Here is a 12,356-nt window from a genome sequence, read left to right on the forward strand (position 1 = left end):
AACCGGCCGGCGCCCTCGGACGAGGACGCCGGCCGGTCACGAAGCCTTGGCTGTTACTTCTTGCCGGTGGGCTTGCCGTCGCCGGAGTCGGACGAGAGCGCCGCGATGAACGCCTCCTGGGGGACCTCCACCCGGCCCACCATCTTCATCCGCTTCTTGCCCTCCTTCTGCTTCTCCAGCAGCTTGCGCTTACGGCTGATGTCACCGCCGTAGCACTTGGCGAGCACGTCCTTGCGGATCGCGCGGATGGTCTCCCGGGCGATCACCCGGCTGCCGATCGCCGCCTGGATCGGCACCTCGAACTGCTGGCGCGGGATCAGCGAGCGCAGCTTCGCCGCGATCGTCGTGCCGTACGCGTACGCCTTGTCCTTGTGCACGATCGCGCTGAACGCGTCGACCGGCTCGCCGTGCAGCAGGATGTCCACCTTCACCAGGTCCGACGCCTGCTCGCCGGAGGGCTCGTAGTCGAGCGAGGCGTAGCCCTTGGTGCGGCTCTTGAGCTGGTCGAAGAAGTCGTAAATGATCTCGGCCAGCGGCAGCGTGTAGCGCAGCTCCACCCGGTCGGCGGAAAGGTAGTCCATGCCGAGCAGGCTGCCCCGGCGGCCCTGACACAGCTCCATCACCGCGCCGACGTAGTCGTTCGGGGTCAGCACTGTCGCCCGCACCGTCGGCTCGTACACCTCGGCGATCTTGCCGGTCGGGTACTCGCTCGGGTTGGTGACCACGATCTCCTCGCCGTCCTCCTGGATGGCCCGGTAGACCACGTTCGGCGCGGTGGAGATCAGGTCGAGGTTGAACTCCCGCTCCAGCCGCTCCCGGATGATCTCCAGGTGCAGCAGGCCGAGGAAGCCGCAGCGGAAGCCGAAGCCCAGCGCGCCGGAGGTCTCCGGCTCGTAGACCAGCGCTGCGTCGTTGAGCTTGAGCTTGTCCAGCGCCTCGCGCAGGTTCGGGTAGTCCGAGCCGTCGATCGGATAGAGGCCCGAGTAGACCATCGGCTTCGGGTCCTTGTAACCGCCGAGCGCCTCCTTGGCCGGGTTGTTGTTGATGGTGACGGTGTCACCGACCCGGGACTGGCGCACGTCCTTCACGCCGGTGATCAGGTAGCCCACCTCGCCGACGCCGAGCGCGTCGGCCTTGACCATCTCCGGCGAGATGACGCCGATCTCCAGCAGCTCGTGGACCGCGCCGGTGGACATCATCTTGATCCGGTCCCGGGCCGAGATCCGGCCGTCGATCACCCGGACGTACGTGACCACGCCCCGGTAGACGTCGTACACCGAGTCGAAGATCATCGCGCGGGCCGGGGACTCGGCCTCGCCCACCGGCGGCACGAACTGCCGGACGATCTCGTCCAGGAGGTAGGGCACGCCCTCACCGGTCTTACCGGAGACCCTGATGCAGTCCGCCGGGTCGCCGCCGATCAGGTGCGCCAGCTCCTCGGCGTACTTCTCCGGCTGGGCGGCCGGCAGGTCGATCTTGTTGAGGACCGGGATGATGTGCAGGTCGTTCTCGAGCGCCAGGTAGAGGTTGGCGAGCGTCTGCGCCTCGATGCCCTGCGCGGCGTCGACGAGCAGGATCGCGCCCTCGCAGGCGGCCAGCGAACGGGACACCTCGTAGGTGAAGTCCACGTGGCCCGGGGTGTCGATCATGTTGAGCACGGCTGTCTCACCGGTCCGGTCGCCCTCGCGGATCGTCCACGGCATCCGCACGGCCTGGCTCTTGATGGTGATGCCGCGCTCGCGCTCGATGTCCATCCGGTCCAGATACTGCGCGCGCATGTGCCGGGGGTCGACCACACCGGTGAGCTGCAACATCCGGTCGGCCAGGGTCGACTTCCCGTGGTCGATGTGGGCGATGATGCAGAAGTTCCGGATGCGCGCCGGGTCGGTGGCACCAGGAGCGTTCGCGCCGGGATCGAGCGTCGGTGGCACAGCGGTCCGTTCTGGTCGGCTGACGTGAGCGGGCCGGCGCGCCGCCGGCCCCCTCCATGGTCCCACGTCGCCCGGAGCGCGCCCGGACTCCCCCTTTACTCCGTCCTACTCCACGGGTGGCTCGACGAAGAGCGCGGCCAGCCTCGGCAGCCGGCGGCGGGCCTCCTCCTCGTCGTCGAAGTCCCAGAAGTCGTTCAGGTCGGGCACCGGCACCGGGTCACGCTCGGCCGGCAGGTCGGCCGCGGTGGCCTTCCGGTACGCGTCCCACGGCACCGCAAGCATCTGCTCGCACTCGAACTCCTCGCCGCTGAGCGCCGCCGCCCGGACCTGCGGCAACTCGGCGAGCGAGTCCGGGTCGCCGACCGCCTTGGCGAACACCGCCCGGCCCTGGGTCATCAGCCAGCCCCGGAAATACTCGAAGCCGTCGTCGGACGCGCCCCCGTTGATCAGGTACGCCGCGCCCCAGAGGTCGACCTGGTAGGAGGCGGCGAGCACCCGCCGCTGGTGGTGGGCGTACCCGACGATCTCCTCCGGGTCGCGCTCGGCCAGCAGCGCGACCGCCCGGGCGGCGACCGCGTCGGGCTCTCCCCCGGCCCCGGCGCGGGCCTCGTCGATCAGCTGCCAGAACTCGTCGGTCCTCATGGTGGGCAGTCTGGCAGAGCCCTCCGACGCGCCGGGGCGGCGCGCTCCGGTACGGCAGCATGGTGCGGGTGCGTGCGATCTCACTTCCACCGGTTCCGTACGGGTCCACGGCCGTGCGGCCGGGCTGGACCGACCTGCCGGCCGGGCTGCGGGAAGCGCTGGCCGCCCGGCTCGGCGGCTCACCGGCGGCGGTCCGGGTGGCCGCCGGCGGGTTCACCAGCGGCTTCGCCGCCGTACTGACAGGTCCCGCCGGTGCGCGCGTGTTCGTCAAGGCGGCGGCGCTGGACGGGCAGCGGCACCTGGTCGACTGGTACGCCCACGAGGCGGCGATCCTGGCCCGGCTCCCGGCCGGCCTGCCGGCGCCCCGGCCACGCTGGGCGCTCACCGAGTCCGGCTGGTACGCGCTCGCGCTCGACGCGATCGACGGGCACACCCCCCGGCTGCCCTGGGCGCCGGCCGAGCTGGACGCCGCCCTGGCCGCGTACGCCGAGGTGGCCGCCGCCCTCGCCGACCCGCCCGCGGAGCTGGTCGCGCTCCCGCTCCCCCGGCTCGCGGACCTGGCCCGCGACGACATCCTCTGGTGGGGCGAGGTGGCCGCCGGACGTGAGCCGCTGCCCGAGCCGGCGGCCGGCGCCCCGCTGGCCGAGCTGGTGGCGCTGGAGTCACGCCTGCCCGGGTACGCCGACGCCGCACCCGGACTGGCCCACGGCGACCTGCGGGTGGACAACCTCCTGATCGACTCCGACGGGCGGGCCTGGCTCTGCGACTGGCCCTGGCTCTGCCACGGGCCGGGCTGGTTCGACCTGGCCGGGCTGCTGCTCACCGCGTACGCCAGCGGCCTGGACGCGGACGCCGCGTTCGCCGGACACCCGGCCGCAGCAGGCGCGCCCCGGGACGCGCTGGACGTGACGCTGGCCGCGCTGGCCGGCTACTACCTGACCGGGGCCGCCGCCGGACCGTCGACGGCGTCCCCGCACCTGCGCGCCCACCAGCGCTGGAGCGGCGAGCAGGCGCTCGGCTGGCTGGCCGAGCGGCGAGGCTGGCCCTGGGCACGCCCCGCACTTCCCTCTTAATTTCTCTCCCCCCCGCCCTTTGATCCACACCAGTACGGGGAAGTGGCGGCATCACACGGGCCCTGACCACACCACCTCCCCGAAGTGGTGCTGCTGAACCTGCCTGGAAGGCCGCGTGATCCCTGGCTGCGACGGCGCGCGAGGGCGGGGGCGGGTGGGCCGGCCGGAGGCGTTTTGGCTCGTCCGGGACCGACCTGGTAGCCTGGCTTTTCGCGCGGCGGTGACGCATGCTCGTCGTGCGCGAAAGCAGACCAACCCGAGCTATCAAGACGAGGCTGTCGCGTGGCGAACATCAAGTCCCAGATCAAGCGCAACCGGCAGAACGAGAAGCGCCGGCTGCGTAACAAGTCGGTCAAGTCGTCGCTGAAGACCGCCATCCGGAAGTTCCACGAGGCTGCCGAGGCGGGCGACGCCGAGAAGGCCACCGTGCTGATGCGTGAGGCCACCCGGAAGCTGGACAAGGCTGCCAGCAAGGGTGTCATCCACGCCAACCAGGCGGCCAACCGCAAGTCGGCGATCGCCAAGCGCGTCGCCTCGTTCTCTGCCTGACCGGCACCGCAGATACGACGGGAAGCCCCGGGGCCATCGAGCCCTGGGGCTTCCGCCTGTCCACACTCCGATCACGCCGCGGATCCTGGTACGAAATGGGCCCTCGGATGGGCGGTTCCGTACCAGGATCCCCGCACGGCGCGGCACGTGGCGTCGTGATCGCGGGCGCATCTTCGGCTGCCGCTGACCGGTGGGAGGGCCTGGCGGCGGGAGGCGCAGCTACCGCCCGCCCGGGCGGTCGAACGTCGCGCGTTGCGGATGGTGGTAGCGGACGCCCCGGGAGTCGGTGGTCGCGCCGCCCGGCAACGACCGAACGCTCTGGGCCGTGCCACCCGGCAACGCGCGGGCGCTCGCGGGCACCCGGGCCCGGCCGACCACCGGCTCCATCTGCCGCCGGAAGCGGTCCCGCTCCTGCTCGGGCACCAGCGCCGCGGTGCGGACGACCATCTCGGCGACCACGTCGTTGAGCTTGACCATCGCGGCCACCGCGACCGGCAGCACCAGCACCGCCCACCAGCTCACCAGTTCGGCGAGCGCGAGCAGCACGGCGAGCGCCATCGCGCCCTCGAAGAACAGGAAGCAGAGCACCCCGCCCGGGTTGACGAAGCGCAGGCCCAGCACCCGGGCGTAGAGCGGGCGGTACCGCTCCTCGTCCGTGGCCACCGTCGACCACGCTCGGGTCACCGGGCGCCGCCCTGCCGGGCCGCGGCCACCGCGAACACGGCTCGCTCCAGCGCGTACGCCCGGTCGTCGGCGCCGCCCTTGACCGCCGCGTTGCACTCGGCGGCCACCTGCATCGCCTCGACCAGGCCCTCGGGCGTCCAGCCCCGGGCACGCACCTGAGCCTTCTCGATCTTCCAGGCCGGCATGCCCAGCGTCTTGGCCAGCTGAAACGGGCTTCCCCGACCGGCGGCTGCGACCCGGGCCACGGTGCGTACGCCGTCGGCCAGCGCGTCGGCGATCGGCACCGGATCGACACCGACGTGCAACGCCCACCGCAGCGCCTCCAGCGCGCCGGGCACGTCGCCGACCATCGTCGCGTCGGCCACCGTGAAGCCGGTCACCTCGGCCCGTCCCCGGTAGTAGCGGGCCACCGTGTCCGCGCCGATCCGCCCGTCCGTGTCGGCGAGCAGCTGCGAGCAGGCGGCGGCCAGCTCCCGCATGTCGTTCCCGACCGCCGCGACCAGGGCGTCAGCCGCGTCCGGCGTGCACTTGCCACCGTTGCGGCGGATCTCGTCGCGCACGAAGGCGGCCCGCTCCCGGTCGCCCTTGAGCTTCATCGCCGGCACCACTGTGGCGCCGGCCGCCCGCAGCCCGTCGGCGAACGCCTTGCCCTTGGCCCCGCCCAGGTGCAGCACCACGAGCTGCACGTCCGGGTCGGGATTCTTCGCGTACGCCAGCAGCGCGGTGGACAGGTCCTTGCGGGCGTCCTGACCGGAGCGGAGCACCAGCACCCGGCGGCCGCCGAACAGCGACGGGCTGAGCATCTCGGCGATCTCGCCGACGGTCAGCGTGCCGGCCTGGTATTCCCGCACGTCCACGTCGGGGTCCACCTCGCGGGCCCGGGCGACGGCTTCGGTCACCGCTCGCGTGGCGAGCAGCTCCTCGTCGCCGAGGACGAGCACAATAGGGGGCAGGTCGGCGGGGGTCACGTCGCCCATACTCGCACGCCCTCCGACCCGATCGGACCTGGTCATCGAGGACTGTGACGGCGCAGCCCGCACTCAGCGCAAATCCAGACATTTGCCTTGATCCACCATCTATCCCAACAAGATTCGCCACCTCACCGCTGTCGTACCGGGTCGGGGCCGCGCGTCACCACGGCGAGGCCGGCGCCGACGCGAACAGCGGCCAGGTCACCGCCGGTGTCGGTACGCAGCACCCGCGCGCCGCCCCGGGTCAGCCGGTCCAGCAGCCCGGCGTTGGGATGCCCGTAGTCGTTGTCGACGCCGACGCACACCAGCGCCACCGCCGGGCGCACCGCGCCGATGAACTCCGGATCCTGGTACGCCGAGCCGTGGTGGGCCACCTTCAGCACGTCGGCCCGGATCGCGGCGGCCGGCATCGTCTCCAGCATCGCCCGCTGCTCCTCCGTCTCGGCGTCACCGGCGAGCAGGATCCGTACCCCGGCCACGGTGGCGGTCAGGACGAGCGAGTTGTTGTTCGGATCCGACCGGCTGCCCCGCAGCGGGTATGGCGGCCCGATCGCGACCAGGTCCACCGCTCCCGCCCGCCATCGCCAGCCCGCCTGGGCGGCAGCGAGCGGCGCACCGGCCCGGCGGGCCGCCTCACGGACCTGGGCGGCGCCGTAGGGCGGCTCGGACCAGGACGGACCCACCACCGCGCCCACCCGCCGGCCCCGGAACACCCCGGCCACGCCGCCGATGTGGTCGACGTGGAAGTGACTGACCACCAGCAGCGACACCTCGCGTACGCGGAGGCGGCGCAGACAGGCGTCCACGCCGGACGGGTCCGGTCCGGCGTCCACCACCACGGCCCGGCCGGCCGCGACCGGCAGCACGACCGCGTCCCCCTGCCCCACCGCGCACGCCACCACCACCCAGCCGCGCGGCGGCCAGCCGGAGGCCAGCAGCCGGACCGGCACCGCGCCCAGCACGACCGCCACCGCGACGACCACGATCAGCCGCCGGGCCCGGCGTCGGCGGAAGGCGAGCAGCAGCGCCGCGCTCACCGCCGCCAGCAGCAGGGCGCCGGCCACGCCGCCCGCCCAGGGCAGGTTCCCGGCCGGCAGGTCCGCCCCGTACGCGGCGACCGCCACCAGCCAGCGCGCCGGCCAACTCGCCAGCCAGGCCAGGAACTCCGCACCGCCCGGCCACACCGGCGACAGCACCGCCGCCAGCACACCGAGCACAGTGGCCGGCGCGACGGCCGGCACCGCCAGCAGGTTCGCCGGCACCGCCACCAGGCTCACCGTCGCGGACAGTCCGGCGATCACCGGGCCGCAGGCGAGCTGCGCGGCGGCCGGCACGGCGAGCGCCTCGGCCAGCCCGGCCGGGACGCCCCGGCGGCGCAGCGCGTCCCGCCATCCCGGCGCGAGTAGCAGCAGTCCCCCGGTGGCACAGACCGACAACGCGAACCCCGGGTCGCCCGCGAGGTCCGGGTCGTACAGGATCAGCCCGGTGACCGCCGCGGCGAGCGCGGGCAGCGCCGACCGGGACCGCCCGGCGGCCAGCGCGGCGAGCCCGATCGCACCCATCGCGGCGGCGCGCACCACGCTCGGCGAGGGCCGTACCAGGATGACGAACCCGACCAGGGCGAGCACGCACAGCGTGGCGGCGGTACGCGGGCCGGCACGAGCCCAGCGGGCCAGCAGCAGCACGGCCCCGACGACGATCGCCACGTTGGAGCCGGACACCGCGTTGAGGTGCGTCATCCCGGTGGCCCGGAAGTCGTCCTCCACCTCGGGCAGCAGCCGGCTGATGTCCCCCACCACGAGTCCGGGCAGCAGCCCGCCCGGCGCGTCCGGCAGCGGCTCACAGGCGCGTTGGAGCCCTGATCGCAGCGCACCGGCTGCCCGCTGGGGCCAGGACGCGCTGCCGCGCAACGTGGGCGGGTCGGCCGCGGAGAGCACGGCGGCGGTCAGGTCACCGCCGCGCGGGGCGGACAGCCGCCCCTGGGTGGTGACCCGCTGACCCGGCAGCAGCGGCCGCCAGGCCGGGTCGGTGGCCAGCACCAGTGCGCGTACCGGGCCGGTGACCCGCGCGCCGTCGCCTCCGGTGAGGCGGACCAGGTCGACTCGGACCAGCAGCATCGGTGGCCGGCCGGGGGCGCCGCGTACCGGACGCGGATCGTCGCGCAACACCAGATCGGCGGTGACCACTGCACCTTCGGTCACAAGCGCGCGTACCGCTGTGGCGTCGCGGATCGCGAGCCGGGCGCCGGTGGCGGCCGCCCCGCAGACGACGCCGAGCAGCACGGCGACCGCGATCCAGCCGTAACGGCGGGCCGGTTCCCCCGGCCGACCGAGCACGCCGCAGCGGCGCAGGCCCGCCAGAAGGGCGAGCGCGGCGGCGACGGCGGCCATCCACACGGTCGCCCGGACGGTGAGGTGCAGCCCGGCCAGCGCGGCGAGCCACGCGGCCACCGCGGACCCGGCCAGCCGCAGATCGGGCGCGTCGCGGACGTGCGCAGGGCCACCGTCGAGGACGGGCGAGGCAGTGGCACTCCGGCCGCTCACACCGTCACCAGTTCCTTGAGCTGCTCGTACCTGGCGTCGCCGATGCCGTCGACCTGGCGCAGGTCGGACACGGACCGGAAGCCGCCGTGCTGGTCCCGGTGGTCGAGGATCCGCTGGGCGAGCACCGGGCCGACGCCCGGCAGCGCGTCGAGCTGGGCGAGCGTCGCGGTGTTCAGGTTGACCGGCCCGGCCGGCGCCGGCGGACCACCCGGCGCACCGCCGGCACCCGCCGCGGCGGGCCCGGCCGCCGGTCCCGGTGGGGCGGTCACGCCGACCAGGATCAGCTCGCCATCAGTGACCTTGCGGGCGGGGTTGAGCAGCGCCACGTCGACGCCGGGCAGCGCCCCGCCGGCCGCCTCGACGGCGTCGGCCAGCCGGGCCCCGGCCGGTAGCCGGACCAGGCCGGGGCGGCGGACCTTCCCGGCCACCGCGACGACCACCTGACCGGGTGAGCCGGCTGACGCGGGCACCCCGGTGGCCGCCTCGCTCGCGGCCCTCACCGGCGCCTCGGAGGACGCCGTCACCGGCTGGACGGGTTCGGTGCTCGGACGCGAGCGCCAGGCCCAGACGGCGGCCACCACGACCACCACTGCCGCCACCGCCGCGAGCGCACGCACACCCCGGCGGCCGGGGTCGAACGCCCCGGGCCCGGGCAGCCGGGACGCCAGGCCGCGCGCGACCACCGGGGCATCGTGGGGCGGGCCGTCGTCGGCGTCCGGCTCGGCGGACCAGTGGTTCGCGCCGAACGGATGCTCCCGCCCGCCGTCGCGCTCCGGGGAACCGGGACCCAGCCCGAGACCCGGCTCGGCCTCACCCGGCCCAGGCTCGAAAGCCGAACCGAGCCGGCCCGGCAAGACCGGCCTGGGCTCGTGGTCCGGCCCGGACAGGGAGCGCCCGGGCCGCCGCGAGGATCCCGCCGCCCGGTCGGGCTCGCCCGCGCGGTCGGCGGGGATCGGCGGGACGGCAGCGGCGTCCGCGGACCCGAACAGCCGCGCGAGCCGCCGCCGTACCGTCGTCTCCTCGTCGTCTGGCACGGCTCGGGACGCTACGGCGGCAGCTCGTCCCGCATCGGCCGGTTGGCGCTCACCTGTGGACAACAGGGGGACTGTGGGCAGACACCCGATCAAGTCGTGGCTGTGCTAGGTGGCCGAGAACGACCAGGCGGGTCAGCGCGCCTCCGGGTCCAGGCCGAGCGCGGCCCGTCCCCCGTCGACCGGCACCGTCGCGCCGTTGACGAACGAGGCGCGGTCGGAGAGCAGGAACGCGACCACCTCGGCCACCTCGTCGGTACGCCCGATCCGGCCGAGCGGGTGCAGCCGGGCCATCTCCGCGTCGACGTGCGCGACCTCAGCCGGGTCGAGTCCGGCCAGGTAGGCGGCGTGCCGTTCGGTGTGGACGGAGCCGAGCGCGACCGCGTTGGCACGGATCCCGTGCGGGCCGTAGTCGACGGCGAGCGCCCGGGTCAGCCCTTCCACCGCGGCCTTGGCGGTGGCGTACGGCAGCGCGCCCGGCACCGCCCGGCGGGCCTGGTGGGACGAGACGTTGACGATCGCCCCGCCGGTCCGGGCGGCCAGGAACCGGCGTACGGCGGTGCCGGACCCGGCCACGGCGGGCCGCAGGTTGAGCGCGATCAGGTCGACCACCTCGCTCGCGGGCACGCGGTGCAGGTCGGCGTCGCGGAAGACGGCGGCGTTGTTGACCCAGCCGGCCAGCGGCGCGTACGCCTCGGCGCGGTCGGCGGCCAGGCCGGTGACCGCCTCGTCGCCGGCATCCCCGGTCACGGCGTGCAGCCGGTCGGTGAGCGGATGCCCGGCCAGCCAGTCCAGCGCGCCCGGGTCCCGTTCGACCACGACCACCACGCCGCCGTCGGCGGCCAGCCGCTCGACGATCGCCCGTCCGACGCCCCGTCCCCCGCCGGTGACGACATACGACCGAACGCTCATCCGGCCACCCTAGGAGGTGCGGCGGTGGACCACCACGCATGCCAGCCCGGGTCCGGCGTGCGCGGCGACCACCGCTCCGGCCTCGGTGACGTACGTGTCGTGCAGGCGGTCGCCCAGCCGCTCGGTCAGCGCCGTCAGCAACTGCTCGGCCCGCTGCGGCGCGGCGAGGTGGTGCACCGCCACGTCCACCTGGGCATCCCCGGCTGTCTCGACGGCGAGGTCGACCAGACGTGCGACTCCCCGGCTGGCGGTACGGACCTTGTCCTTCACCACGATCGCGCCGTCCGGCATGTGCATGATGGGCTTCACCGAGAGGGCGGTGCCGAGCAGCGCCTCGGCCGCGTTGATCCGGCCGCCCCGGCGCAGGAACTCGAGCGTGTCGACGTAGAAGTAGATGGTGGTCCGGGCGACCGCGTCCAGCGCCGCGTCGCGTACCCCGGTCAGGTCGGCGCCCTGCGCGGCGGCCGCGGCGGCGGCGAGCGCCGGGAAGCCGAGGCCCATGCCGGTGGATCGGCTGTCCACGACGGTGACGCGGTCGTCGCCGACCTCGGCGGCGGCCAGCCGGGCGGCCTCGACAGTGCCGGACAGTTCGGCGGACAGGTGCACCGACACCACGCCGTCGGCGCCCTCGGCGAGCAGCGTGCGGTAGACCTGCGCGAACTGTTCCGGCGCGGGCCGGGACGTGCTCACCGAGACCCGCCGAGCGCTCAGCGCGCGGGTGGCGTCGGCGGGTGAGGTCTCGACGCCCTCCAGCCCTTCGGCGCCGTTGAGGACGACGGTCAGCGGGACGACTGTGAGCCCGCGTGCGCGGACCAGGTCGGAGGGCAGATAGGCGGTGGAGTCGGTGACGACCGCGACGGGCATGACCGGCACGCTAGCCGATGACGCGGTGACACGCCGGGGCCGGAGGTGTCAGACCGCGTCGGTGAGCGCCGCCTGGGTGACCAGACCGACGTTGTGCGCTCGCAGATGCCAGCCCCGGACGTCGTTGCGGCGCAGCTCGGTCCAGTGGCAGTTCGCCAGCGAGCCGAGGCTGCGCAGCACTGTGTGGTCCCAGCCGAGCAGGTGCCCGACGCCCTGCCGGGCGCCGCCGCCGTGCGTGGTCACCACGACAGTGCCGCCGGCGGCCAGGCCGGCGGCGTCCCGGAAGGCTGCGCCGAGCCGTTCGCCCAGGTCGTGCAGGCTCTCGATGTCGGCGCCGGGGTCGGGGGCGCCGGCCCGCCAGCGGGCGTACTCGTCGGGGAACCGCTCGGCCGCCTCGGTCAGGGTGAGGCCCTGCCACTGGCCGAAGTGCCGTTCCCGCAGCCGGGCGTCGGTGCGGACCGGCAGCCCGGTCAGCGCGGCGAGCGCGGCGGCGGTGTCGGCGGCCCGGCGCAGGTCGCTGGCGACGATCGCGTCCGGGCGCAGCGCGGCGAGCACCGGAGCTGCGGCGTGGGCCTGCTCCCGGCCGAGGTCGTTGAGTGGCACGTCGGTCTGGCCCTGGACGCGGCTCGCGGCGTTCCAGTCGGTGTTGCCGTGCCGCCAGATGATCAGGCGGGTCATTCGGCGGCGGCGGTGCCGGCGGCCGAGTCGGCCAGGTCGCGATCCACGAACGGGATCTGCGGGCAGTCCTTCCAGAGCCGGTCGAGCGCGTAGAACTCGCGCTCCTCGGTGTGCTGGACGTGGATCACGATGTCGACGTAGTCGAGCAGCACCCAGCGGCCACCCCGCTCGCCCTCGCGGCGCACCGGCTTGGCCTTCTCCGGCAGCTCCAGCAGGCGCTCCTCGATGGCGTCGACGATGGCGAGCACCTGACGCTCGTTCGGAGCGGCGGCCAGCAGGAACGCGTCGGTGATCGCGAGCTGGTCACCCACGTCGATGATGACGATGTCCTGTGCCTTCTTGTCGGCCGCGGCCTGGGCGGCGGCCACCGCCAGCTCGTGCGCGCGCTCGGAAACTGTCACCGTTCTCCTTCGATCAACCGTGCGACCCTCCAAGCCTCTCACACCCGGCGGGGCGGCGACTTGTCAGTTCTGGTCGA

General features: G+C 74.3%; 12 protein-coding genes. 2 read left to right on the top strand and 10 right to left on the bottom strand.

What is annotated here, in order from left to right:
• Positions 1–53: 53 nt before the first annotated feature.
• Positions 54–1,931: a translation elongation factor 4 gene (lepA, locus tag FHU28_RS27660; protein ID WP_184687503.1), complete on the bottom strand. Its 1,878-nt coding sequence runs from the start codon at positions 1,929–1,931 to the stop codon at positions 54–56.
• A 105-nt stretch (positions 1,932–2,036) separates the two neighbouring features.
• On the bottom strand, positions 2,037–2,573 hold the full coding sequence (locus tag FHU28_RS27665) for a DUF4240 domain-containing protein (protein ID WP_184687505.1): 537 nt from the start codon (positions 2,571–2,573) through the stop codon (positions 2,037–2,039).
• Between the two features lie 68 nt (positions 2,574–2,641).
• On the opposite strand from FHU28_RS27665, the gene FHU28_RS27670 reads away from it, so the two are divergent.
• Positions 2,642–3,646: a phosphotransferase family protein gene (locus FHU28_RS27670; protein WP_311773664.1), complete on the top strand. Its 1,005-nt coding sequence runs from the start codon at positions 2,642–2,644 to the stop codon at positions 3,644–3,646.
• A gap of 282 nt (positions 3,647–3,928) precedes the next feature.
• A complete protein-coding gene (gene rpsT / locus FHU28_RS27675) occupies positions 3,929–4,195 on the top strand; it encodes a 30S ribosomal protein S20 (protein ID WP_030503107.1) in 267 nt (88 codons plus the stop codon).
• A 219-nt stretch (positions 4,196–4,414) separates the two neighbouring features.
• Here rpsT and FHU28_RS27680 read toward each other — a convergent pair whose 3' ends face one another.
• The 8 genes from FHU28_RS27680 to rsfS all read right to left on the bottom strand — a co-directional run bounded on the left by FHU28_RS27680 (position 4,415) and on the right by rsfS (position 12,279).
• Positions 4,415–4,879: a hypothetical protein gene (locus tag FHU28_RS27680; RefSeq protein WP_184687509.1), complete on the bottom strand. Its 465-nt coding sequence runs from the start codon at positions 4,877–4,879 to the stop codon at positions 4,415–4,417.
• Complete coding sequence (gene holA, locus FHU28_RS27685) at positions 4,876–5,856, bottom strand: DNA polymerase III subunit delta (protein ID WP_184687511.1); 981 nt, start codon at positions 5,854–5,856, stop codon at positions 4,876–4,878. The genes FHU28_RS27680 and holA overlap by 4 nt, the downstream gene beginning before the upstream one ends.
• Positions 5,857–5,978: 122 nt before the next feature.
• The gene (locus FHU28_RS27690; RefSeq protein WP_184687513.1) at positions 5,979–8,393 is read right to left on the bottom strand and encodes a ComEC/Rec2 family competence protein; all 2,415 of its coding nucleotides are present in this window, start codon (positions 8,391–8,393) and stop codon (positions 5,979–5,981) included.
• Positions 8,390–9,184 (bottom strand): ComEA family DNA-binding protein, encoded by a 795-nt coding sequence (locus FHU28_RS27695; RefSeq protein WP_184689980.1) that lies wholly within the window; start codon positions 9,182–9,184, stop codon positions 8,390–8,392. The genes FHU28_RS27690 and FHU28_RS27695 overlap by 4 nt, the downstream gene beginning before the upstream one ends.
• A gap of 375 nt (positions 9,185–9,559) precedes the next feature.
• Entirely contained in the window at positions 9,560–10,336 is a 777-nt protein-coding gene (locus FHU28_RS27700; protein ID WP_184687515.1) for an SDR family NAD(P)-dependent oxidoreductase, read from the bottom strand.
• Between the two features lie 9 nt (positions 10,337–10,345).
• Positions 10,346–11,200: a DegV family protein gene (locus FHU28_RS27705; protein WP_184687518.1), complete on the bottom strand. Its 855-nt coding sequence runs from the start codon at positions 11,198–11,200 to the stop codon at positions 10,346–10,348.
• Positions 11,201–11,248: 48 nt separating this feature from the next.
• The gene (locus FHU28_RS27710) at positions 11,249–11,878 is read right to left on the bottom strand and encodes a histidine phosphatase family protein (RefSeq protein WP_184687521.1); all 630 of its coding nucleotides are present in this window, start codon (positions 11,876–11,878) and stop codon (positions 11,249–11,251) included.
• Positions 11,875–12,279, bottom strand: coding sequence for a ribosome silencing factor (rsfS, locus tag FHU28_RS27715; RefSeq protein ID WP_184687533.1), 405 nt, complete (start codon positions 12,277–12,279; stop codon positions 11,875–11,877). The genes FHU28_RS27710 and rsfS overlap by 4 nt, the downstream gene beginning before the upstream one ends.
• Positions 12,280–12,356: the final 77 nt, after the last annotated feature.

The organism is Micromonospora echinospora, assembly GCF_014203425.1.
Lineage (GTDB): Bacteria > Actinomycetota > Actinomycetes > Mycobacteriales > Micromonosporaceae > Micromonospora > Micromonospora echinospora_A.

Excerpts from the sequence above, each read along its gene's own strand:
- FHU28_RS27665 (WP_184687505.1), bottom strand. The coding sequence starts at position 2,573 with ATGAGGACCGACGAGTTCTGGCAGCTGATCGACGAGGCCCGCGCCGGG.
- holA (WP_184687511.1), bottom strand. The coding sequence starts at position 5,856 with ATGGGCGACGTGACCCCCGCCGACCTGCCCCCTATTGTGCTCGTCCTC.
- FHU28_RS27700 (WP_184687515.1), bottom strand. The coding sequence starts at position 10,336 with ATGAGCGTTCGGTCGTATGTCGTCACCGGCGGGGGACGGGGCGTCGGA.
- FHU28_RS27705 (WP_184687518.1), bottom strand. The coding sequence starts at position 11,200 with ATGCCCGTCGCGGTCGTCACCGACTCCACCGCCTATCTGCCCTCCGAC.
- FHU28_RS27710 (WP_184687521.1), bottom strand. The coding sequence starts at position 11,878 with ATGACCCGCCTGATCATCTGGCGGCACGGCAACACCGACTGGAACGCC.